The sequence below is a fragment of the Microbacterium sp. LCT-H2 genome (genome assembly GCF_001866135.1).
Taxonomy (GTDB): Bacteria; Actinomycetota; Actinomycetes; order Actinomycetales; family Microbacteriaceae; genus Microbacterium.
This window is the reverse complement of the sequence record NZ_MODW01000005.1, coordinates 210765-232406: the sequence shown is the minus strand read 5'-3', so window position 1 is coordinate 232406 and position 21642 is coordinate 210765. Positions and strand designations below refer to the sequence as shown.

The window sequence follows — 21642 nt, the reverse complement described above, 5'->3', positions numbered from 1 at the left end:
ACGCCTCGATGAACGGGTAGATCGCGACGATGACGATGAACAGCCCGAGAACGGCGACCGGAGCCAGGATGCCGAACGACCAGGTGTGGTCGAGGAACACGATGTCCCAGTTCGACGGTGCCAGGCGCAGGNAGAACGGCGACCGGAGCCAGGATGCCGAACGACCAGGTGTGGTCGAGGAACACGATGTCCCAGTTCGACGGTGCCAGGCGCAGGGCGCCGTCCGCGAACCCGATGTACCAGTCCGGCTGCGTACCGGCCGAGACGGGGGAGGGGTCATAGGGGCCGTAGTTCCAGATCGGGTTGATCTGGAAGAACGTCGCGATCAGCACGATGGTGCCGAAGACGATGAACAGGTAGCCGCCCATCTTGGACATGTAGACCGGCATCATCGGGTAGCCCACGACGTTGTCGTTCGTGCGGCCGGGGCCGGCGAACTGTGTGTGCTTGTTGATGATCATGAGCATCAGGTGCACGGCGATGAAGGCGATGACCAGCATCGGGAGCAGCAGGATGTGCAGCGTGTACAGGCGACCCACGATGTCGGTGCCGGGGAACTCGCCGCCGAAGAGGAGGAACGAGGTCCAGGTGCCGATCAGCGGCAGACCCTTGATCATGCCGTCGATGATGCGCAGGCCGTTACCCGAGAGCAGGTCGTCGGGGAGCGAGTAGCCGGTGAAGCCCTCGGCCATCGCGAGGATGAACAGCACGAAGCCGATCACCCAGTTCAGCTCGCGCGGCTTGCGGAACGCGCCCGTGAAGAACACGCGCAGCATGTGCACGCCGATACCCGCGATGAAGACGAGCGCCGCCCAGTGGTGGATCTGGCGGACCAGCAGGCCACCGCGGAGGTCGAACGAGATGTGCAGCGTCGACTCGAGAGCCGACGACATCGCGATACCGCGCATGGGGGCGTAGGCGCCGGTGTAGTGCGTCTCCACCATGGATGCCTGGAAGAAGAACGTCAGGAAGGTTCCGGAGAGGAACACGACGACGAAGCTCCACAGGGCGATCTCTCCCAGCATGAACGACCAGTGGTCGGGGAAGATCTTGCGACCGAGCTCCTTGACGAAGCCGGAGAGGCTCGTGCGCTCATCGATGTAGTTCGACGCGGCGCCGACGAAGCGGCCGCCGAGAGGCGCCTTGGTGTCCTTCTCGTCCTTGGACAGCGTTGCGGTGCTCAATGGCGCTCCCAGAAGCTCGGGCCGACGGGTTCGGTGAAGTCGCTGCGTGCGATGAGGTAGCCCTCGTCGTCCACGGTGATGGGCAGCTGCGGCAGCGGCCGGGCGGCCGGGCCGAAGATGACCTTCGCGTGGTCCGTGACGTCGAACTGCGACTGGTGGCACGGGCACAGCAGGTGGTGGGTCTGCTGCTCGTACAGCGCGACGGGGCAGCCGACGTGCGTGCAGACCTTGGAGTACGCGACGATGCCGTCGTAGGACCAGTCCTTGCGGTCCTCGGCTTCGATGAGCTGCTCCGGGCGGAGGCGCATCATCAGCACGATGGCCTTGGCCTTCTCCTCGAGGTAGCCCTCATCGTGACCGAGCTCCGCGAGGTCCTCCGGGATCACGTGGAACGCGGAGCCGAGCGTGACGTCGGCGGCACGGATGGGAGTGCCGTCGGGGTCGCGCACCAGGCGCATGCCCTCGTCCCACATGGTGTGCTTCAGCAGCGCGACCGGGTCGCCCGCGGTGGGGTCGTCCGGCGTGGAGTGCGGAGCAAGGCCGCGGAACAACGTCACACCGGGGATGATCGACGCGACGATCGCTGCGAACAGGGAGTTGCGGATCATCGTGCGACGGCCGAAGCCCGACTCCTCGTTCGCGTCGGCGAAGGCCTTGATGGCTGCCTCACGCGTCGAGTCCTTGCCCCGGGTGGGGTGGCGGTGCTCGACGTGCTCCTTGTCGGACATGAGGGCCTTCGACCAGTGGATGGCGCCGATGCCCAGGGCCAGCAGCGCGAGCGCGATGCCGAGACCGATGAAGAGGTTGTTCTGACGGATGTCGATGAGAGCGCCGCTCTCGATCGGGAACAGCATGTAGGCGGCGACCGCCCAGATGCTGCCGGCGAGCGACAGGTAGAACAGCGTGTAGACGGTGCGGACGGCGGCCTTCTCAGCCCGCGGGTCCTTGTCGGTCATCCGCTCGCGGTGCGGCGGAAGACCGGGGTTCTGCACGGGATCGCTGACTGCGACACCCAGCCCCGGAGAGGGCTGGTAGGCCCTGTCAAGAGCCTGCGAGTCGTCGTCGTGTGCCATGGTGCTCCTCGTACGTTCCTCTTCGATGAATAAGCGTCAGTTGGACTTCGCCGTGATCCACACGGTGATGGCGACCAGAGCGCCGATACCGAAGATCCACACGAACAGGCCCTCGGAGACCGGTCCGAGCGAGCCGAGGGAGAAGCCGCCGATCTGGACGGACTGCTGCTGGAAGAGCAGAGCCGAGATGATGTCGCGCTTGTCCTCGTCGGACAGGTTCATGTCGCCGAAGACCGGCATGTTCTGCGGGCCGGTGACCATGGCCGCGTAGATGTGCAGCGCGCTGGTCTCGGTGATGGCCGGAGCGTACTTGCCCTCGGTCAGTGCGCCACCGGCAGCGGCCACGTTGTGGCACATCGCGCAGTTGACGCGGAAGAGCTCGGCGCCGTGCGCCACGTCGCCTTCGCCGTCGAGGATCTCGTCAGCGGGGTACGTCGGGCCGGGGGCTTCGGACTGCACGTAGGCCGCCATCGCGAGGATCTGCTCCTCGGTGAACTGCGGCTCCTTCTGCGGAGCCTGCGGTCCCTGCATCTGCAGCGGCATACGGCCGGTCGACACCTGGAACTCCACCGCCAGCTCGCCGACGCCGTAGAGGCTCGGGCCGTTGGGGGTGCCCTCCAGGTCGAGGCCGTGGCAGGTGGCGCAGTTGGCCGTGAACAGCTTCTCGCCGTCTTCGACCGTCAGCTGCGTCGATGCCGTGGGGGCGTCGTTGGCGGCGAAGGCCGCCGTCGCGCCCGCGTACACCGCACCGGTGATCATGAGGCCTGCTCCGATGAGTGCGGCCGCCGCCAGTGGGCTGCGACGACCGCTCGAACGGCGCTTCTTCTCTCGTGCCATCTCGGGGATCAGCTCCGCTCTTATTTCAGGAAGTAGATAACGAAGAACAGCACGATCCAGACGACGTCGACGAAGTGCCAGTAGTAGGACACCACGATCGAGGAGGTCGCCTCCTTGTGCCGGAAGTTCTTGACGGCGTACGCGCGGCCGATCACCAGGAGGAACGCAACGAGTCCGCCGGTGACGTGGAGGGCGTGGAAGCCGGTGGTGATGTAGAAGGCCGAGGCGTAGGCATCAGCCTGGATCGGCATTCCCTCGGCGACCAGCTGGGCGTACTCCCAGACCTGACCCGAGACGAAGATCGCGCCGAGGGCGAAGGTGAGGAAGAACCACTCGACCATGCCCCAGCCGAACAGACGACGGCGGCCGGCACCGTTCTTCTGTCCCTTGCCGATCTTGTACGGCTGCAGGTCCTCCGCCGCGAACACGCCCATCTGGCACGTGAACGAGGAGAGCACGAGGATTGCCGTGTTCACTGCCGCGAACGGAACGTTCAGGAGCTCGGTACGGTCGGCCCACAGCTCGGGTGAGGTGCTGCGGAGGGTGAAGTAGATCGCGAAGAGTCCCGCGAAGAACATCACCTCGCTGCCGAGCCACACAATGGTGCCGACAGCTACCGGGTTGGGCCGCTTGATGGTTCTCGCCGCCGGGGCATACGTCGCTGAGGTCGTCACCCCTCCATTATGGCCGATCCGCGAGCGTGATTCTTGCACCCCAGACCCTCGATTCGCCGTTCGGGGACTTAGGGGACCCTAAGAAAACACTGCGAATACCCGGTGAATACGCGGGAAACGCCGTCCCTCCGTCGGCTGGGCGCCCGCCCGGATCGCACTGCACGTTTTCTCTGCGCCGATAGGATCGCACACATGGCTGATTCCCTGACCTGGTCCGACGTGCTCACCTCTCTCCTGGAGCGTCGCGACCTCAGCGTCTGGGAGTCCACCTGGGCCATGCGGCGGATCATGCAGGGCGAGGTCTCCGAAGCGCAGCTCGCCGGGTTCCTCGTCGCTCTGCGCGCGAAAGGCGAGACGATCGACGAGATCGTCGGTTTCCGGGACGCCATCCTCGAAGCCGCCGTGCCGCTTCCGGTCTCTCCCGACGTGCTGGACATCGTCGGTACGGGCGGGGACCGGGTGGGGACGGTGAACGTCTCGACGACGGCTGCCGTCATCATCGGTGCCACCGGGATCCCGGTCGTCAAGCACGGCAATCGGGCCGCGAGCTCCGCGTCCGGCTCCTCCGATGTTCTCGGCGCTCTTGGCCTGGAACTCTCGCTCGATCCTGCCGCCGTCGCCTCGATCCTCGACCGGACGGGTATCACCTTCGCCTGGGCGGGGGCCTTCCACCCCGGTTTCAAGCACGCCGGCGCGGTCCGTTCGCAGCTCGGCGTGCCCACGGTGTTCAACATGCTCGGACCGCTCTGCAACCCCGCGCGCGCCGAGGCGAACGCGGTCGGCGTGGCGCAGATGGAGCGGGTGCCGCTCATCACCGGCGTCTTCCGCACACGGGGTGCCACTGCGTTGGTGTTCCGTGGCGATGACGGACTGGACGAGCTCACGACCACCGGCCACAGCCGCATCTGGGAGGTCACCCGCGGGGACATCCACGAGCACGACCTCGACCCGCGCGACCTGGGGATCCCTCTCGCTGACCTGTCCGATCTGATCGGCGGCTCTCCCGCCCACAACGCCGAGATCCTCCGCCGGACCCTTGCGGGCGAGCAGGGACCGGTGCGGGACATCGTGCTCCTCAACGCCGCCGCCGGGATCGTCGCCTTCGAGCTGTCCCAGGACGCGACCCAGGTGCAGCGGCCGATCCTCGAGCGCCTCCGCGACGGCCTCGCCCGGGCGTCCGCTGCGGTGGATGACGGGAGTGCACTGGCGAAGCTCGACCAGTGGATCGGCGTCAGTCGCGAGCTGGCTTCCCCGAAGGAGTGACCATGGACCCGGTCGACGCGCTGCTCGAGATCGCTTCGCTGCTGGAGCGCGAGCGGGCGTCGCGATACCGGGCCAAGGCGTTCCGTCAGGCGGCGGCCACGTTCCAGGAGCTTCCGCCCGACGTGCAGGGCGACCCGACGCGTCTCCGGGCCGCCAAGGGCATCGGCGAGTCGACGTTCGCCGTCATCCGGCAGGCTCAGGCCGGAGAGGTGCCGGAGTATCTGATCGAGCTCCGTGGCGACGTGGAACCCGAGAAGGTGTCGGTGCTCCGGGGGAAGCTCCGCGGTGACCTGCACGCCCACACCGAGTGGTCGGATGGGACGACCTCCATCGAGGTGATGGCTGCTGCCGCTCGCGCGCAGGGCCACGAGTACCAGGCCATCACGGATCACTCACCGCGCCTCCGCGTGGCGCGAGGCCTGTCGGCTGAGCGACTCCGAGAGCAGATCCCGCAGGTGCGGGCGCAGTCGGGGGACGGGTTCACGCTCCTCGCCGGTATCGAAGTGGACATCCTGGAAGACGGCGCGCTCGATCAGGAGGATGCGCTCCTCGCGGACCTGGACATCGTCGTCGCCTCGGTGCACTCCAAGCTCCGGATGGATGGACGGGCGATGACCGCGCGGATGATCGCGGCCGTCTCGCATCCTCGGGTGAACGTCCTCGGGCACTGCACCGGCCGTCTCGTCCAGGGCGACCGGGGCACGCGACCGCCCTCGGCGTTCGACGCCGCCGCGGTGTTCGCGGCCTGCGCGGAGAACGGGGTCGCCGTGGAGATCAACTCCCGCCCCGAGCGTCAGGACCCGCCGGACGAGCTCATCGCGATCGCGCTGGAGGCCGGATGCCTCTTCTCCATCGACTCCGACGCGCACGCCCCCGGCCAGCTCTCCCTGCTGGACCACGGTGCCGAACGGGCGGAGCGCACCGGCGTTCCGGCGTCACGCATCGTCACCACGTGGGGGCTTTCGCGCCTCCTCGCCTGGGCGGAGTGACGTCAGCGCTGGTCAGCATCCCTGACCTCGTTCGCGGCCGCGGTGATCGCGGCGACGGCTCGCGTCATCGAGCTGCCGAGATTCCAGCGCTCGGCCAGGGCCGTTGCTTCTTCGGCTTCCTCCGACGAGCGGGCATGCAGGGCGACTCCCGGGGCAGCGATCGGCAGCGACGTGGCGACGGCGACGACGGTCGGAGCGACGTCGAGGTAGGCCTGCGCGTCGAGGATCTTCGCGCGGATGCCGGCGCTCATGCCCTCGCCGGCTTCCGCGGCCTCCCGGATGCCGAGCAGGTCGCCGTGCTTCTGCAGCAGAGTGGCCGCCGTCTTCTCGCCGATGCCGGCGACGCCGGGAAGCCCGTCCGACGCGTCCCCGCGCATCGTCGCGAAGTCTGCGTACTGCGTCGGCAGGACACCGTACTTCGCGACGACCGTCGCGTCCGTGACGACTTCGAGGTTGCTCATGCCGCGGGCCGTGTAGATCACGCGCACGTCGCGCTCGTCGTCGACGAGCTGGAACAGGTCGCGGTCGCCGGTGACGATGTCCACGGGCATCGTCGCGTTCGTCGCGAGCGTGCCGATCACGTCGTCCGCCTCGTGCTCGGCGACGCCGACGATCGGGATGCCGATGGCCCCGAGCGTCTCCCTGATCAGGGGGATCTGTGCCTCCAGCGGGTCGGGGACCTCTTCGACGTCCGGGGCGCCCGCCACGACCTCCACCACCCGGTGGGTCTTGTAGCTCGGGATGAGGTCCACGCGCCATTGCGGACGCCAATCGTCATCCCAGCAGGCTACGACGTGGGTCGGCTGATACGTGGTGACCAGCTTGGCGATCATGTCCAGCAATCCGCGTGCGGCGTTGATGGGGGAGCCGTCGGGGGCGGTCACCTTGTCGGGCACGCCATAGAACGCACGGAAGTAAAGGCTGGCGGTGTCGAGCAGCATGAGGCGTTCGGCGTGGGTCATGGGTTCAGGGTAGAGCGTGCCAGATCAGGTGCTCAGCAGCCCGGCGCCGCGGGTCGTTCTTCGCACGTCCGTGCCACGAGCGCGGTGGTGGCCTCGTAGATGCGGACGCTGCGGGACGGTCCGTCGACCGACAGCTCACCGGACACGGGGAACCAGCCCCCGCCGATATCGACTTCCGCGGTGTACGCGACCGTGGTCCTCGTCGAATAGGTGCCCCGCCGCGCATAGGTATGGCTCGTCTCGGTCGGCGTGAATGGCGCCTGCCCGAGCGTCGACCAGGTGCTGCCGCCGTCTGGCTTCGTCGCCGTCGTGCCGTCGCCGTGGTCGAAGACGACGCGAACAGGCGTGAAGCGTACCGTCACCGGCCGATCGAGCAGGGTGCCAGTCGCCGTGTGCGCGGCGACCGTGGCCACGAAGTTCGTCGGCATGCCTGCGATGCCCGCGTTCCCCGGCTCGGCGGTGGTCGTCACCGGTGGGGGAGCGAACTGTGCGAGATCCGCGATGGTGAGCGGTCGCCCCGACTCCTTCGTCACCCGCACCGCGTACATGCCGCACGAGCGGCTCAGTGGCGTGTCGTCTGTCCGACACGGCTCGTTTTCCGTCTCTGGGGTAGAGGGGGATTTGGAAGGCTCGTGACTTGGAGCGTTTGGCGTGGAGCGCTTCTCGGTCGCGATGATCGTCAGGCGGTTTCCGGTGGCCGAGCACCCAGTGACGAAGGACACCGCCGCGTTGCAGCCACTGCTTGATGGAGCAATGAAGCCGAGCGTTGAAAGTGTGATCGCGACGACCGCAGCTAAGAGGCGCACGTAAACTCCTCCGAGCTCTGCAGGCCGGAGATCGTCGAGGCGGCGTTGGCGGTAGCGGCAAAGGTCACCACTGTGGGTTGCAGGGCTGGTCTATCTGGAGCGACGATCGAAGCGCCGTCAGAGTCGACGACATCCACTTCACTTACGTCTATGCAAACTCGAGCTTGCACCCCACCCGAGTCGGCGTCGGCGGACACTCCGCTCACCCATGAAAACCGCGTCGCGCCTGAAGTGCGGACTCCTTCGGCATGAAATTGGCTGAACGCGCGCCTCGTGGATTCAGCCGCCTGCCCCGATAGATGACTGAAGACGCCCTCGAAGGTTGCTGGGTCAGAGAAGTCGACGCGGTTCAAGGCGTCAATGTACTCGGAGAAGGTGGCCTCGGCAGCGACGAAGGCTTCTTCTTCGGAGGTGAACGCGGGGGAGGGGGTCGGCGTGGACTCCGGAGCGGGGGTGCATCCGGAGAGCAGCGAGACGCCGAGTGCCAGCACGGCCAGGAGACGGAGAGGAGTGGGCGACATCACCGAGCCACCGTATGCGGAATGCGCTGGTCGCGGCGGGCGTTATCCACAGAGTGGCTGCGGGAGATCCGCTCCTTCATGGGGCGACAACTTCTGGTAGCCTGAACTGTCACTCGTGGCGTGTACACGCATGCCCAGGTGACGAACACACCACAATCCACCTGCTGCGAAGCACATCCCGGCCGTGCGCGGCCATGCTCCGCAGCCCGAGTATCCATTCACAAGGACAACCCACTACATGACTACCGCAACGACCGCCCCGGCCACCAAGCAGGTCGCCATCAACGACATCGGATCTGCTGAGGACTTCCTGGCCGCGGTCGAGAAGACCCTGAAGTTCTTCAACGACGGCGACATCATCGAAGGCACGATCGTCAAGATCGACCGCGATGAGGTCCTGCTCGATGTCGGCTACAAGACCGAGGGTGTCATCCCCTCGCGCGAGCTCTCGATCAAGCACGACGTCGACCCCAACGAGGTCGTCAAGGTCGGCGACGAGGTCGAGGCCCTGGTTCTCCAGAAGGAGGACAAGGAAGGCCGCCTGATCCTCTCCAAGAAGCGTGCGCAGTACGAGCGCGCCTGGGGAGACGTCGAGAAGATCAAGGAGAACGACGGCGTCGTCACCGGTACGGTCATCGAGGTCGTCAAGGGTGGACTCATCGTCGACATCGGCCTCCGTGGCTTCCTCCCGGCCTCGCTCATCGAGCTCCGCCGCGTCCGCGACCTCACGCCGTACCTCGGCCAGGAGATCGAGGCGAAGATCCTCGAGCTCGACAAGAACCGCAACAACGTCGTTCTCAGCCGCCGTGCGCTGCTGGAGCAGACCCAGTCGGAGTCGCGCACCACGTTCCTGAACAACCTGCACAAGGGTCAGGTCCGCAAGGGCGTCGTCTCCTCGATCGTCAACTTCGGTGCGTTCGTGGACCTGGGTGGCGTGGACGGCCTCGTGCACGTCTCCGAGCTGTCCTGGAAGCACATCGAGCACGCCTCCGAGGTCGTCGAGGTGGGCCAGGAGGTCACCGTCGAGATCCTCGAGGTCGACCTCGACCGCGAGCGCGTCTCCCTGTCGCTGAAGGCGACGCAGGAGGACCCGTGGCAGGTCTTCGCCCGCACCCACGCGATCGGTCAGGTCACGCCGGGTAAGGTCACCAAGCTCGTTCCGTTCGGTGCGTTCGTCCGCGTCGCAGACGGCATCGAGGGCCTCGTCCACATCTCCGAGCTCTCCAGCAAGCACGTCGAGCTGGCCGAGCAGGTCGTGTCGGTCGGCGAAGAGGTCTTCGTCAAGGTCATCGACATTGACCTCGAGCGTCGTCGCATCTCGCTGTCGCTGAAGCAGGCCAACGAGTCGGTCGACCCCAACGGAACCGAGTTCGACCCGGCTCTGTACGGCATGCTCGCCGAGTACGACGAGAACGGCGAGTACAAGTACCCGGAGGGCTTCGACGCCGAGACCGGTGCGTGGAAGGAAGGCTTCGACGCCCAGCGCGAGGCGTGGGAGCAGGAGTACGCTGCGGCCCAGGCTCGCTGGGAGGCGCACAAGGCTCAGGTCGCGAAGGCGGCCGAGGCCGAGGCTGCGGCCGGCGACGACTTCGGCGGCCAGTCCTTCTCGAGCGAGTCGGCCGGTGCCGGCACGCTCGCCGATGACGAGGCTCTCGCGGCTCTGCGCGAGAAGCTCTCGGGCGGCAACTCCTAAGCAACACTCCGAAAAGGGTCGTCACCGCGCTTCACGGCGGGTGTGGCGGCCCTTTTCGTATGCCCGGAATCCCGCGGAACACCTGCGTGACGCAACATTACGGCCGCATTCGTAACATTCCGGAGCCTCCGACAGCATGGGGACATGACCGCCCTCCTGCCCGCTGCGTCGCACACCGCTGAGGCCCCGAAGACCGCGGGCTCCGCACAGCCCGTGCGCCTCGACGGCATCGCACGGTCGTTCCCGCTCGCACAGGGGCGACGCGAGGTGCTCCGCGGTCTCGACCTGGACATCGCCGCCGGGGAGATCGTCGCCGTCGTCGGCCCGTCCGGGTGCGGGAAGTCGACCCTGCTGCGCCTCATCGGCGGACTGGACACCCCCACGCGGGGGACGATCCGCCTGGACGGCTCCGGTGTCGCCGATGTCGACGAGCGCACAGCGATCGCGTTCCAGGAGCCGCGGCTGCTTCCGTGGCGCACCCTTGCGCAGAACGTCGAGCTCGGTCTTCCCCGCAGCGTCTCCCGCACCGTCGGACGCACTCGCGTCCGCGAACTGCTGCAGCTCGTCGGTCTCGAGCACGCCGCGGATCAGCGTCCGCGCGAGGTGTCCGGAGGCATGGCGCAGCGGGCGTCCCTCGCCCGCGCTCTCGCCAGGAACCCCGGGGTGCTGCTGCTCGACGAGCCGTTCGGCGCCCTCGACGCCCTCACCCGCCTCCGCATGCACGACCTGCTCTTGAAGATCCACGCGGCCGAGCCCACCACGGTGCTGCTCGTGACCCACGACGTGGAGGAGGCCCTCTATCTCGCCGACCGCGTGCTGCTGCTGCGCACCGTCGGCGACGCGGACGACACGGCGTCGTCCGTCGCGCGGACGATCCGCGTCCCCGGCATCCGCCCCCGAGACCGCGCCGACCGCGGCCTCGCCGACCTGCGCGCCGAGCTCCTCGAAGGGCTCGGCGTCGACACGCACCACCACACCCCCGAGGAGACCCGATGAGCACCATCACCCGCCGCATCATCCCTGCGATCGCCGTCGCCGGGACGATGATGCTCGTCGCCACCGGCTGCGTCGCCGGGGAGAACGCGTCCGCCGAGGCCGAGTCCACCCCCGCCGGGAACGGCGAGTGGTCGGCGGACACGCTCTCCATCGACTTCGCGACCTACAATCCGCTCAGCCTCGTGATCCGCGACCAGGGCATCCTGGAGGACATCCTCGGCGACGACGTGACCGTCGAATGGGTGCAGTCCGCCGGCTCGAACAAGGCCAACGAGCTCCTCCGCTCGGGTTCGGTCGACGTGGGATCGACGGCGGGCTCGGCCGCGCTGCTCGCCCGCGCGAACGGTTCGCCCATCCAGGTGATCGACATCTTCTCCCAGCCCGAGTGGTCAGCCATCGTCGTCGGGCCCGACAGCGACATCACCTCGGTGGAGGATCTCAAGGGCGCCTCTGTCGCGGCCACCAAGGGCACGGACCCCTACTTCTTCCTCCTCCAGGCCCTGGAGGAGGGCGGGCTGTCGCTGGCCGACGTCGAGGTGCAGAACCTCCAGCACGCCGACGGGCGCGCGGCGCTCGACGGCGGTTCGGTCGACGCATGGGCGGGTCTCGACCCCATCATGGCCGCCGCGGAGCAGGAGTCGGGCGACAAGCTCATCTACCGCAACGTCGACTTCAACACGTACGGCTTCCTCAACGCGACCGAGGACTTCATCGACAACCACCCCGACCTCGCTCAGGCCGTCGTCGACGCCTACGAGGAGGCCCGTGCGTGGGCGCTCGAGAACCCGGAGGAGACTGCCGCCCTGCTGGCAGAGGTCGCCGGTATCGACCTCGAGGTCGCGACCACGGTCATCCAGGAGCGGTCGAACCTCGACGTGAACGGCATCCCCGGTGACGACCAGCTGAAGGTGCTCGAGAAGATCGCTCCCGTGCTCGTCGAGTCCGGCGACGTCCAGGGTGGGCAGGAATCCGTCGACAAGGCGCTGTCCAGCATCATCAACGACACCTTCGCGACGAAGGCGGGCGCAGGCGAGTGACCGGTTTCGAGGATCGGGTGGTCGTCCCGGCGGAATCGCGGGACGCGCTCGAGTTCGCGAAGGGCGCTCCCCGGCGGGGGACGGGAGGAGCACGGCGTGGTCTGCCGCCCGTCGTACGGATCGTCGGGGGCTTCCTGCTCCCGGCTGCGATCCTCATCGCCTGGCAGGTGGTCACGACGGCCGGCCTCATCGAGCCGTACCGACTCCCGGCGCCGGCGTCGGTGTTCCAGGCCGGGGTGGAACTGGCCGAGTCCGGACAGCTCTGGACCCACATCGCCATCTCCGTCCAGCGAGTGCTGCTCGGGTTCGCGATCGGCTCGGTCGTCGGCCTCGCAGCGGCCGGCATCGTCGGGCTCTCACGCTGGGGCGACGTGCTGCTCAGCCCGACCCTCGCGGCGGTTCGCGCGGTGCCGTCGCTCGCCTGGGTGCCGCTGCTGATCCTGTGGATGCAGATCGGCGAGGAGTCCAAGGTGACCCTCATCGCGATCGGTGCATTCTTCCCGGTCTACACGACCGTCGCCTCCGCGCTCCGGCACGTGGACCCGCAGCTCGTCGAGGCGGGACGCTCCTTCAGCCTGCACGGATGGTCGCTGTTCCGCACGGTCCAGCTCCCGGCCGTGGTGCCGTCCGTCGTCGCGGGCCTCCGCCTCGCGCTCGCCCAGGCGTGGCTGTTCCTGGTCGCCGCCGAGCTGATCGCGTCGTCCATGGGGCTCGGCTTCCTGCTCACGGACTCGCAGAGCACCGGGCGCGTCGACCGCATCCTGCTCTCCATCGTGCTGCTCGCGTTGCTCGGCACGATCACCAACGGCGTGCTCGCGCTGCTGGAGAAGTACCTGCTGCGGCGATGGACGTGACGACGACCGAGGCTCGGCTGCAGGAGGAACGGGTCTATCCTCCGTCGCCCGCGTTCCTCGACGCCAACGTGACCGCGGAGGCCTATGCCCGGGCGGCCGCTGATCCTCTGGCCTTCTGGGAGGACGCGGCCCGCCGACTGGACTGGGCCGAGCCGTGGACGGCCGTGCACGAGTGGGAGCCGCCCGTCGATGGTGCGGTCCCGGCGGCGCGATGGTTCCTCGGCGGCCGGCTGAACGTCGCGGTGAACTGCGCGGACCGTCATGTCGACGCCGGGCGCGGAGACAAGGTGGCGCTGCACTTCGAAGGAGAGCCCGGTGACCGGGTCTCGGTGACCTACGCCGACCTCCAGCGCCGCGTGGCCCAGGCCGCGCACGCGCTGGAAGACCTCGGGATCCGACCGGGGGACCGCGTGGTGATCTACCTCCCCGTGCTCGTGGAGACGGTGGTCATCACGCTCGCCTGCGCGCGGATAGGAGCCGTCCACTCGCTCGTCTTCGGAGGGTTCTCCGCGGAGGCCGTGCGGTTCCGGCTCGAGGACACCGGGGCGAAGCTGCTCGTCACCAGCGACGGCCAGTTCCGGCGGGGGACGGCGACCGAGGTCAAGTCCGCCGCCGACGCCGCCGCCGCGGGACTGCCGGACCTCGAACACGTCCTCGTGCTCCGTCGCACCGGACAGGGCGTCCCGTGGACCGAAGGCAGGGACGTGTGGTGGCACGACGTCGTCGACACGGCTCCCACCGTGCATCGGGCGGAGGCCTTCGACGCCGAGCACCCGCTCTTCATCATCTACACCTCCGGCACGACGGGGAAGCCCAAGGGCCTCGTGCACACCTCCGGCGGCTACCTGACGCACGCAAGCTGGGCGCACTGGGCGCATTTCGACGCCAAACCGGACGACGTCCATTGGTGCACGGCCGACCTCGCCTGGGTGACGGCGCACACCTACGAGATCTACGGGCCGCTGTCGAACGGGCTCACCCAGGTCATCTACGAGGGCACGCCGGACACTCCGCGCCGCGAGCGGCACTTGGAGATCATCGAGCGCTACGGCGTCACGATCTACTACACGGCTCCGACGCTGATCCGGACCTTCATGACCTGGTTCGGCGACGAGCTGCCGAGCGGCCACGATCTGTCGACTCTGCGACTGCTCGGCACGGTGGGCGAGGCGATCAATCCGGAGGCCTGGGTGTGGTTCCGCCGGAACTTCGGGCGGGATGAGCTTTCCGTCATCGACACGTGGTGGCAGTCGGAGACCGGCGCCGCGATGATCGCGCCCTTGCCCGGCGTCACACCCCTGAAGCCCGGCTCCGCGTCGATCCCGCTTCCGGGCATCGACGTCGCGGTGGTCGACGAGAACGGTGACGAGGTGGCGCCTGGACGATCCGGGACGCTGGTCGTCCGGCGTCCGTGGCCGGGGATGGCGCGGACCGTCTGGGGGAACCCGGAGCGCTACCGCGACGCGTACTGGTCTGCGTACGCCGGTGTGGGCGCGCACGGCGGCTACTACGTCGCCGGAGACGGGGCGACACAGGACGCCGACGGCTTCATCTGGATCCTGGGACGACTCGACGACGTCGTGAACGTCTCCGGTCATCGCCTCTCGACGATCGAGATCGAGTCGGCGCTCGTGGCGCACGAGACGGTCAGCGAAGCCGGGTCCGCAGGCGTGGCTGATCCGGTCACCGGGCAGGCGGTCGTGGCGTTCGTCACCCCGTCCGGCCGGGCGGCGATCGACGCGCAGGCGCTGCGCGCTCAGGTCGCCCGCGCGATCGGTCCCGTCGCGAAGCCGAAGCACGTCGTCGTCGTGCCGGACCTGCCCAAGACGCGCTCGGGGAAGATCATGCGCCGCCTGCTCGCGCAGCTCTGGGATGCCGAACAGGATCGGCGCGCGGGACGCGCTCCGCAGGCCCTCGGCGACACGACGTCATTGCAGAACCCCTGGGCCGTCGACGACATCGCCGGCGCTCTCGCCGCAGAATCGAGGACATCATGACCGACGACCACCGCTTCGGGTTCCGCACGCGCGCCCTGCATGCCGGGGGTACACCGGACGCCGCCACCGGAGCGCGGGCGGTCCCGATCTACCAGACGACGTCCTTCGTCTTCGACGATGCGGCCGACGCCGGAAACCTCTTCGCGCTGCAGAAGTACGGCAACATCTACTCGCGCATCGGCAACCCCACCGTCGCCGCCCTGGAGGAACGGCTGGCCTCGCTGGAGGGCGGCATCGGGGCCGTGGCGACCGCCTCGGGGATGAGCGCGGAGTTCATCACGTTCGCCGCGCTCGTGGGCGCGGGCGATCACGTCGTCGCCGCCGCGCAGCTCTACGGCGGCACGGTCACACAGCTCGATGTGACGCTTCGACGCTTCGGCGTGGAGACGACGTTCGTCAGCTCCTCCGACCCTGCCGACTTCGCCGCGGCCATCCGTCCGGAGACCAAGGTCGTCTACGTCGAGATGATCGGGAACCCGTCGGGCGAGATCGCCGACATCGCGGGTCTCGCCGCCATCGCCCACGACGCCGGGGTGCCACTCGTCGTCGATGCGACGCTCGCCACGCCCTACCTCGCGCGCCCGCTGGAGCACGGGGCGGACATCGTCATCCACTCGGTGACGAAGTTCCTCGGCGGCCACGGCACGACCCTCGGCGGTGTGGTCATCGAGAAGGGCACGTTCGACTGGGGCAACGGCAAGTTCCCGCAGATGACCGAACCGGTGGCCTCCTACGGCGGCATCTCCTGGTGGGGCAACTTCGGCGAGTACGGATTCCTCACCAAGCTGCGCTCCGAACAGCTGCGCGACATCGGACCCGCCCTGAGCCCGCAGTCGGCCTTCACGCTCCTGCAGGGCGTGGAGACGCTGCCTCAGCGTATCGACGCTCACATCGCCAACGCCCGGGTCGTCGCCGAGTGGCTGGCGGCAGACCCCCGCGTCTCCTACGTCACCTGGGCAGGACTGGAAGGTCATCCGCATCATGAGCGTGCCGCCCGGTACCTGCCGCTGGGGCCGGGATCTGTGTTCGCGTTCGGAGTCGCCGCCGAGGACGGCCGCGCCGCGGGGGAGACGTTCATCGAGAACCTGCAGCTCGCGTCCCACCTCGCCAACATCGGCGACGCCCGCACCCTGGTGATCCACCCGGCCTCCACCACGCACCGCCAGCTCACCGCGGAGCAGCTCGTCGCCGCCGGCGTGCGGCCCGACCTGATCCGCATCTCCGTCGGCCTGGAGGACGCGGAAGACATCATCTGGGACCTCGATCAGGCCCTCACCCTCGCGACGGGAGCCCACTGATGAGCACGACCTCCGCCGGGGACGCCTGCGCCGTCCCTCAGACCACGGATGCCGCCAGCTGCGCGCTCCCCGCTGCCGTCGAGCCGGGCCGCACGTGGACCGGGCCCTCGCAGCCGCAGCGGTTCGGACTGCTGCGGCGCGCCCGATCGATCGCCATCGTCGGTGCCTCGGGGAATCCGTCACGGGCCTCGTACTTCGTCGCGACCTACCTGCTGTCCAGCACGGCCTACGACGTCTATCTCGTGAACCCGAGGGAGACCGAGATCCTCGGGCAGCCGGTCTACCCGTCGTTGAGCGCCCTGCCCGTGCAGCCCGACATCGTCGACGTCTTCCGTCGTCACGACGACCTTCCGGGGGTCGCGCAGGAGGCGATCGACAGCGGTGCCAAGACGCTGTGGCTCCAGCTCGGCTCCTGGAACGAGGAGGCGGCCGCGCTCGCGGAGGAGGCCGGTCTCTCGGTCGTCATGGATCGCTGCATCAAGATCGAGCACGCCCGCTTCCACGGCGGCCTGCATCTCGCCGGCTTCGACACCGGCGTGATCAGCTCCCGACGGCAGCTGCTCGCGCGCTGAGGGGCGCTCGCTGCGTCCCCGGGGCGCTCACGCGCAGATCGTGTTCGCCGTGCTGCGTTGCAGCGTCACGGGAACCTGCAGGTCGGTGAGGTGCCAGTCGAGACTGCGGCCGGTGAGCCGCGGCAGAGTCGAGCACGTCCATGCGCGGTCGGGCGTGACATGGCTGCCTGGGAGCACCCCCGCTTCGGCCCAGGAAGTCCACGTGCGGGGAAGGCTCGTCGCCCTCTTCAGATCGACATCGACGTCGACGTGGTGCGACCCGCCCGGTGCGTTGGTGCTGATGTAGAAGTGGCCGGAGGTGTCGCTGATCTCCTCATAGCGGATGGCCGTGATCGCGCAGGTCGTGGGGGCGGCCGACGGGCTGCTGTACGCCTTGCACGAGTTCCCGGTGAACGGGGACAACCATGTTGAGGCGGACGTCACCGTCGCCGTGACCACGGTCCGATCCGTCCACGCCGCGCTGGTGGTGGAAACGCTTCCCTGGGTGACGGACAGGAAGACGAGCGCCATCGCGACCGCGACGCCGGCCACCGGGGAGAATCGTCGTACGGGTGTCACGTGGTCAGCGGCTTACGCGACGGTCGCTCGACGGGACTCATCATGCTGAGGCCGAGCAGGCCCAGGAGCCCAAGCAGCAGCGGGACGGCGACGGGAGGCGACGTCATCCTCATGATGGCGGTTCCCCACCCGGGGAGCTGTACTGCCGGCTTCCACACCTCGCCGGTCACGGCATAGTCCAAGGCGTCGGAGAAGTCGTTATTGTCGCCCTTCATAGTGATCGTGTGCGCGCCATCGGCGGCCTCGATGGCGGTGATGCGGTGGGTCACCAGGGTGTCGGTCAGCGCGCTCGGGAGGCTGACGACGTCCCCGACCTCGAGGGAGTCGGCGGGGACCTTGGTCGCGACGAGGAGGTCGCCCGTCATGATCTCGGGTTCCATGGAGCCCGAGATCACGACGAGCGGCTGGATGAGCCCGATCGCCGTGGCGCCCCAGACGACGCCGCAGCCCACGCCCGCGGCGGCCAGCGCCCAGAGCACGAGCAGGGCGAGCCGGCGGAGGAGCTGCACCACGGTTCGTCCCTCGTCTCTGCTGTCTCGGTGAGTGTCAGTTGGTCGCGGTGGCGGAGACCGTGACGACGATGGTGCCGCTCTTGCCCTGGTTGCTCGTCGCCCAGTCGGTCGGCGTGGTGACGACGAGCTCGAACTCGTCGCTCGCCGTGGAGCCGGAGGAGGTCAGCGACGCCGCGAGCCCGGTGATCGTCGCCGTCGGCTTCACCGTGAAGTCGGTCGCCGCGTTGCCGGGTGCGTACTCGACGGTCGAGGTGAGGGCGGCGTTGACGGAGCTGGAGTTCTTGACCCAGAGCTTGATGGTGCGGGTCTCGCCCGGGAGCAGATTCGCCAGCTTCTCCGCCGGGACGACGAGCTCGACGCTGTTCTTGGTGGCCGACTCCTTCCAGGTGGTTCCATCGGTCGAACCCTGGAGGTTGAAGGTGGCCGCCGCGGCGGGGGCGCTGAAGAACGTGTTGTCGGTCCACGCGGCGCTGGTGAGGGCGGCGCCGATGCCGCCCGTCGCGAGCACGGCCAGCGCGAACGCCATGATGGGGCGCCGCCTGGAGGGTCGCTCGGTGCGGTCAGGGCGTGCGGTGGCTTCCGTGTTCGTCATGGCTTCGACGTTACGCAGCACACCTCAGGGGACCGTCAAGTCTTCCTCAAGAGGGACCGAAGCTTTCCCGATTGTTCCTCGGCAGCGTCGTGCGACGCCCTCGGTCAGGCGTGGCAGGATGGTCGGATGCCGCTCATCGCTCTCACCGGAGGTATCGCGTCGGGGAAGTCCACCATCGCGAACCGGCTCGCCGAGCTCGGCGCGGTGATCGTCGACGCGGATCGGATCGTTCGCGAGGTCCAGGCGCCGGGATCCGAAGTGCTCGATGCGATCGCTCGGGCGTTCGGCGACGAGGTCATCGCCGACGACGGATCGCTCGACCGGGCGGCCCTCGGGGCGACCGTGTTCGCCGATCCGGACCGTCTCGCGCAGCTGAACGCCATCGTGCACCCTGCCGTGCGGGCCGAGTCCCAGCGCCGTTTCGACGCCGCGTTCCGTGCCGATCCGGATGCTGTCGTCGTCTACGACGTGCCGCTTCTCGTGGAGGCGCGTGTCGACGACCCGTGGGATGCGATCGTCGTCGCGCACGCTCCCGAGGAGGTCCGTCTCGAGAGGCTCGAGCACCTGCGCGGGATGACGCCTGACGAGGCCCGCGGGCGGATCGCCGCGCAGGTTCCCGACGACAGGCGGCTCGCGATCGCCGACATCGTCATCGACACCGCCGGATCGATCGCGGACACGCTGGCCCAGACGGACGCGCTCTGGGACCGGCTCCGCGCGAGCTGAAGCGCTGCCGCCACCGGACGCGGCCCCGATGTCGGAGGGGCGGCATACGCTTGATGTATGCAGCCCACCCGCAGTGTCCGCCCCTTCGAGGTCATCAGCGAGTACGCCCCCGCCGGTGACCAGCCGCAGGCCATCGCCGAGCTGGCGTCCCGCATCAACGCGGGCGAGACCGACATCGTGCTGCTCGGGGCGACCGGAACAGGCAAATCGGCGACCACGGCCTGGCTCGTCGAACAGGTGCAGCGCCCCACGCTCGTGCTCGCGCATAACAAGACCCTCGCGGCGCAGCTCGCCAACGAGTTCCGCGAGCTCATGCCGAACAACGCCGTCGAGTACTTCGTCTCGTACTACGACTACTACCAGCCCGAGGCCTACGTCCCGCAGACGGACACCTTCATCGAGAAGGACTCCTCGATCAACGCGGAGGTCGAGCGCCTCCGCCACTCGACGACCAACTCCCTGCTGAGCCGTCGGGATGTGGTCGTGGTGTCGACCGTCTCCTGCATCTACGGCCTGGGCGCCCCGGAGGAGTACCTGCGCGCCATGGTCGCGCTCCAGGTGGGGGAGCGGTACGACCGCGACGCCTTGATCCGTCAGTTCATCGCGATGCAGTACAACCGCAACGACGTCGACTTCTCGCGCGGCAACTTCCGTGTCCGCGGCGACACGATCGAGATCATCCCGGTGTACGAGGAGCACGCCATCCGCATCGAGCTGTTCGGCGACGAGATCGAGGCTCTCTACTCGCTGCACCCGCTCACGGGCGAGGTCATCGAGAAGCTGGACGCCGTGCCGATCTTCCCGGCCTCGCACTACGTCGCGGGCACCGACGTCATCCAGCGCTCCATCGGCACCATCGAGCACGAGCTGGAGGAGCGGCTGAAGGAGTTCGAGCGCCAGGGCAAGCTCCTCGAGGCACAGCGACTCCGAATGCGGACCACGTTCGACCTGGAGATGCTGCAGCAGCTCGGATTCTGCTCCGGCATCGAGAACTACTCGCGTCACATGGACGGACGCATGCCGGGCGAGCCTCCGCACACGCTCCTCGACTTCTTCCCGGACGACTTCCTGCTCGTCATCGACGAGTCCCACGTCACGGTGCCGCAGATCGGCGCGATGTACGAAGGAGACGCGTCCCGCAAGCGCACCCTCGTCGACCATGGATTCCGGCTGCCGAGCGCGATGGACAACCGCCCACTGCGCTGGGACGAGTTCAAGAACCGCGTGGGGCAGACCGTCTACCTGTCCGCCACCCCGGGCAAGTACGAGATGGGCATCGCCGACGGAGTGGTGGAGCAGATCATCCGCCCGACCGGCCTGGTCGATCCGGAGATCATCGTCAAGCCGTCGAAGGGGCAGATCGATGATCTCCTCGAAGAGATCAGGCTTCGCGTGGAGCGTGACGAGCGCGTGCTCGTCACGACGCTCACGAAGAAGATGGCGGAGGAGCTGACCGACTTCCTCGGCGAGCATGGCGTCCGGGTGCGCTACCTGCACTCCGACGTCGACACCCTGCGTCGCGTCGAGCTCCTCAGCGAACTGCGCGCCGGCGTGTACGACGTCCTGGTGGGTATCAACCTGCTGCGCGAGGGACTCGACCTCCCGGAGGTGTCGCTCGTCGCGATCCTCGACGCAGACAAGGAGGGCTTCCTCCGCTCCGGGACCTCGCTCATCCAGACCATCGGCCGCGCCGCGCGAAACGTGTCCGGTGAAGTGCACATGTACGCGGACAACATGACGGACTCCATGGCCAAGGCCATCGAGGAGACCGACCGCCGACGTGAGAAGCAGATCGCGTACAACAAGGAGCACGGCATCGATCCGCAGCCGCTGCGCAAGCGCATCGCCGACATCACGGAGGTGCTGGCGCGCGAGGGTCAGGACACCGCGGAGCTGATGTCCGGCCGAGGCCGCGCGTCGGGCAAGGGGAAGTCGCCGACACCGAACCTGCGGCGCACCGGGATCGCGGCCGAGGGCGCCCAGCAGCTGGAGGCCACGATCCAGGACCTCACCGATCAGATGCTCGCGGCGGCCGCCGAGCTGAAGTTCGAGCTGGCCGGACGCCTGCGTGACGAAGTGCAGGATCTGAAGAAGGAGCTCCGGTCGATGGAGCGGGCCGGGCACGCGTAGACGGAGTGGAGATGGATGCGGCAGGAGAGGAACTCGCGGACCGCGTCCGCGCACTGCTCGGGGCCGACCCTTCCATCGAGGAGCGCCGGATGTTCGGGACCAGGGCGTTCCTCGACGAGGGGCGCATCCTGGTGGGCGCCCGGAAGGACGGGACGCTTCTCGTCCGTGTGGATGAGGAGAACGGCGCCGTCGCGGTGACCCTGCCCGGAGCTTCCCGCGCCGTGATGGGGTCCCGCACCATGGGGTCCGGGTGGATCGATGTCTCCGCGTCGGCGATCGCCGACGATGCCGCGCTCATGACCTGGATCGACATGGCCCGGGAGTCGGTCGGCGCCGCCCTCGCAGCCGACGACGACTGACGCCGAGGG

The 21642-nt window shown here is 68.3% G+C and carries 21 protein-coding genes and 1 pseudogene; 12 read left to right on the top strand and 10 right to left on the bottom strand.

Translation table 11 applies throughout. The features are described from left to right. The 4 genes and pseudogenes from BK819_RS13590 to BK819_RS13575 all read right to left on the bottom strand — a co-directional run. Positions 1-1184: pseudogene (locus tag BK819_RS13590) on the bottom strand (cytochrome bc complex cytochrome b subunit); the annotation flags it as partial. Next, complete coding sequence (locus BK819_RS13585; protein ID WP_071329603.1) at positions 1181-2257, bottom strand: ubiquinol-cytochrome c reductase iron-sulfur subunit; 1077 nt, start codon at positions 2255-2257, stop codon at positions 1181-1183. The pseudogene BK819_RS13590 and the gene BK819_RS13585, both read right to left, overlap by 4 nt. Positions 2258-2293: 36 nt before the next feature. Further along, a complete protein-coding gene (locus BK819_RS13580) occupies positions 2294-3094 on the bottom strand; it encodes a c-type cytochrome (RefSeq protein ID WP_071329602.1) in 801 nt (266 codons plus the stop codon). Between the two features lie 20 nt (positions 3095-3114). After that, positions 3115-3672: a heme-copper oxidase subunit III gene (locus BK819_RS13575; RefSeq protein ID WP_231919669.1), complete on the bottom strand. Its 558-nt coding sequence runs from the start codon at positions 3670-3672 to the stop codon at positions 3115-3117. Between the two features lie 288 nt (positions 3673-3960). Here BK819_RS13575 and trpD point away from each other — a divergent pair, with 288 nt between their 5' ends. Together trpD and BK819_RS13565 are read left to right on the top strand one after the other, a co-directional pair. Continuing rightward, positions 3961-5031, top strand: a complete 1071-nt coding sequence (trpD, locus tag BK819_RS13570) for an anthranilate phosphoribosyltransferase (protein WP_071329601.1) — start codon at positions 3961-3963, stop codon at positions 5029-5031. Positions 5032-5033: 2 nt separating this feature from the next. Next, positions 5034-6020: a PHP domain-containing protein gene (locus tag BK819_RS13565; protein WP_177173846.1), complete on the top strand. Its 987-nt coding sequence runs from the start codon at positions 5034-5036 to the stop codon at positions 6018-6020. 2 nt (positions 6021-6022) lie between these two features. On the opposite strand, the gene BK819_RS13560 is transcribed toward BK819_RS13565, so the two are convergent. The 3 genes from BK819_RS13560 to BK819_RS16600 form a co-directional block, all read right to left on the bottom strand. Continuing rightward, positions 6023-6982, bottom strand: a complete 960-nt coding sequence (locus BK819_RS13560; protein ID WP_071329599.1) for a 5'-3' exonuclease — start codon at positions 6980-6982, stop codon at positions 6023-6025. 32 nt (positions 6983-7014) lie between these two features. Then, positions 7015-7515, bottom strand: coding sequence for a hypothetical protein (locus BK819_RS13555; RefSeq protein WP_143049308.1), 501 nt, complete (start codon positions 7513-7515; stop codon positions 7015-7017). A gap of 260 nt (positions 7516-7775) precedes the next feature. Further along, complete coding sequence (locus tag BK819_RS16600) at positions 7776-8312, bottom strand: hypothetical protein (protein ID WP_143049307.1); 537 nt, start codon at positions 8310-8312, stop codon at positions 7776-7778. Between the two features lie 235 nt (positions 8313-8547). Between BK819_RS16600 and rpsA the strand changes: the two genes are divergently transcribed. From rpsA to BK819_RS13520, 7 genes are all read left to right on the top strand, one after another. After that, complete coding sequence (gene rpsA, locus BK819_RS13550) at positions 8548-10002, top strand: 30S ribosomal protein S1 (RefSeq protein WP_060921208.1); 1455 nt, start codon at positions 8548-8550, stop codon at positions 10000-10002. A gap of 144 nt (positions 10003-10146) precedes the next feature. Further along, a complete protein-coding gene (locus BK819_RS13545; protein WP_071329597.1) occupies positions 10147-10998 on the top strand; it encodes an ABC transporter ATP-binding protein in 852 nt (283 codons plus the stop codon). Further along, positions 10995-12035, top strand: coding sequence for an aliphatic sulfonate ABC transporter substrate-binding protein (locus tag BK819_RS13540; protein ID WP_071329596.1), 1041 nt, complete (start codon positions 10995-10997; stop codon positions 12033-12035). The genes BK819_RS13545 and BK819_RS13540 overlap by 4 nt, the downstream gene beginning before the upstream one ends. Next, positions 12032-12889, top strand: a complete 858-nt coding sequence (locus BK819_RS13535; protein ID WP_071329595.1) for an ABC transporter permease — start codon at positions 12032-12034, stop codon at positions 12887-12889. Before BK819_RS13540 ends, BK819_RS13535 begins: the two co-directional genes overlap by 4 nt. After that, a complete protein-coding gene (gene acs / locus BK819_RS13530; protein ID WP_071329594.1) occupies positions 12880-14886 on the top strand; it encodes an acetate--CoA ligase in 2007 nt (668 codons plus the stop codon). Before BK819_RS13535 ends, acs begins: the two co-directional genes overlap by 10 nt. Next, on the top strand, positions 14883-16184 hold the full coding sequence (locus tag BK819_RS13525) for an O-acetylhomoserine aminocarboxypropyltransferase/cysteine synthase family protein (protein WP_071329593.1): 1302 nt from the start codon (positions 14883-14885) through the stop codon (positions 16182-16184). The genes acs and BK819_RS13525 overlap by 4 nt, the downstream gene beginning before the upstream one ends. Continuing rightward, positions 16184-16756, top strand: a complete 573-nt coding sequence (locus tag BK819_RS13520) for a CoA-binding protein (protein WP_071329592.1) — start codon at positions 16184-16186, stop codon at positions 16754-16756. The genes BK819_RS13525 and BK819_RS13520 overlap by 1 nt, the downstream gene beginning before the upstream one ends. 27 nt (positions 16757-16783) lie before the next feature. Here the strand turns inward: BK819_RS13520 and BK819_RS13515 are convergent, their stop codons facing one another. The 3 genes from BK819_RS13515 to BK819_RS13505 are packed head-to-tail and all read right to left on the bottom strand — an operon-like array spanning position 16784 to position 18418. Then, the gene (locus BK819_RS13515) at positions 16784-17314 is read right to left on the bottom strand and encodes a hypothetical protein (RefSeq protein ID WP_143049306.1); all 531 of its coding nucleotides are present in this window, start codon (positions 17312-17314) and stop codon (positions 16784-16786) included. Beyond that, positions 17311-17826 carry a signal peptidase I gene (locus BK819_RS13510; RefSeq protein ID WP_256209474.1) on the bottom strand — a complete coding sequence of 172 codons (516 nt, stop codon included), beginning with the start codon at positions 17824-17826 and terminating at the stop codon, positions 17311-17313. The genes BK819_RS13515 and BK819_RS13510 overlap by 4 nt, the downstream gene beginning before the upstream one ends. 34 nt (positions 17827-17860) lie before the next feature. Beyond that, positions 17861-18418 carry a hypothetical protein gene (locus tag BK819_RS13505; protein ID WP_071329616.1) on the bottom strand — a complete coding sequence of 186 codons (558 nt, stop codon included), beginning with the start codon at positions 18416-18418 and terminating at the stop codon, positions 17861-17863. A gap of 126 nt (positions 18419-18544) precedes the next feature. Here BK819_RS13505 and coaE point away from each other — a divergent pair, with 126 nt between their 5' ends. Genes coaE through BK819_RS13490 form a run of 3 tightly spaced genes read left to right on the top strand, consistent with a single transcriptional unit; the run spans position 18545 to position 21633 of the window. Next, a complete protein-coding gene (gene coaE / locus BK819_RS13500) occupies positions 18545-19144 on the top strand; it encodes a dephospho-CoA kinase (protein WP_071329590.1) in 600 nt (199 codons plus the stop codon). A 57-nt stretch (positions 19145-19201) separates the two neighbouring features. Beyond that, positions 19202-21274 carry an excinuclease ABC subunit UvrB gene (uvrB, locus tag BK819_RS13495; RefSeq protein WP_025105040.1) on the top strand — a complete coding sequence of 691 codons (2073 nt, stop codon included), beginning with the start codon at positions 19202-19204 and terminating at the stop codon, positions 21272-21274. Between the two features lie 11 nt (positions 21275-21285). After that, on the top strand, positions 21286-21633 hold the full coding sequence (locus BK819_RS13490; protein ID WP_071329589.1) for a TfoX/Sxy family protein: 348 nt from the start codon (positions 21286-21288) through the stop codon (positions 21631-21633). The last annotated feature ends 9 nt before the right edge of the window (positions 21634-21642 follow it).

What these genes read in the sequence shown, in the direction of transcription:
- BK819_RS13565 (WP_177173846.1), top strand. Translation starts at nt 5,034, where the DNA reads ATGGACCCGGTCGACGCGCTGCTCGAGATCGCTTCGCTGCTGGAGCGC.
- BK819_RS13545 (WP_071329597.1), top strand. Translation starts at nt 10,147, where the DNA reads ATGACCGCCCTCCTGCCCGCTGCGTCGCACACCGCTGAGGCCCCGAAG.
- BK819_RS13490 (WP_071329589.1), top strand. Translation starts at nt 21,286, where the DNA reads ATGGATGCGGCAGGAGAGGAACTCGCGGACCGCGTCCGCGCACTGCTC.
- uvrB (WP_025105040.1), top strand. Translation starts at nt 19,202, where the DNA reads ATGCAGCCCACCCGCAGTGTCCGCCCCTTCGAGGTCATCAGCGAGTAC.
- BK819_RS13525 (WP_071329593.1), top strand. Translation starts at nt 14,883, where the DNA reads ATGACCGACGACCACCGCTTCGGGTTCCGCACGCGCGCCCTGCATGCC.
- BK819_RS13580 (WP_071329602.1), bottom strand. Translation starts at nt 3,094, where the DNA reads ATGGCACGAGAGAAGAAGCGCCGTTCGAGCGGTCGTCGCAGCCCACTG.
- BK819_RS13520 (WP_071329592.1), top strand. Translation starts at nt 16,184, where the DNA reads ATGAGCACGACCTCCGCCGGGGACGCCTGCGCCGTCCCTCAGACCACG.
- rpsA (WP_060921208.1), top strand. Translation starts at nt 8,548, where the DNA reads ATGACTACCGCAACGACCGCCCCGGCCACCAAGCAGGTCGCCATCAAC.
- BK819_RS13540 (WP_071329596.1), top strand. Translation starts at nt 10,995, where the DNA reads ATGAGCACCATCACCCGCCGCATCATCCCTGCGATCGCCGTCGCCGGG.
- BK819_RS13560 (WP_071329599.1), bottom strand. Translation starts at nt 6,982, where the DNA reads ATGACCCACGCCGAACGCCTCATGCTGCTCGACACCGCCAGCCTTTAC.
- trpD (WP_071329601.1), top strand. Translation starts at nt 3,961, where the DNA reads ATGGCTGATTCCCTGACCTGGTCCGACGTGCTCACCTCTCTCCTGGAG.
- BK819_RS13575 (WP_231919669.1), bottom strand. Translation starts at nt 3,672, where the DNA reads ATGTTCTTCGCGGGACTCTTCGCGATCTACTTCACCCTCCGCAGCACC.
- BK819_RS13505 (WP_071329616.1), bottom strand. Translation starts at nt 18,418, where the DNA reads ATGACGAACACGGAAGCCACCGCACGCCCTGACCGCACCGAGCGACCC.
- acs (WP_071329594.1), top strand. Translation starts at nt 12,880, where the DNA reads ATGGACGTGACGACGACCGAGGCTCGGCTGCAGGAGGAACGGGTCTAT.
- BK819_RS13585 (WP_071329603.1), bottom strand. Translation starts at nt 2,257, where the DNA reads ATGGCACACGACGACGACTCGCAGGCTCTTGACAGGGCCTACCAGCCC.
- coaE (WP_071329590.1), top strand. Translation starts at nt 18,545, where the DNA reads ATGCCGCTCATCGCTCTCACCGGAGGTATCGCGTCGGGGAAGTCCACC.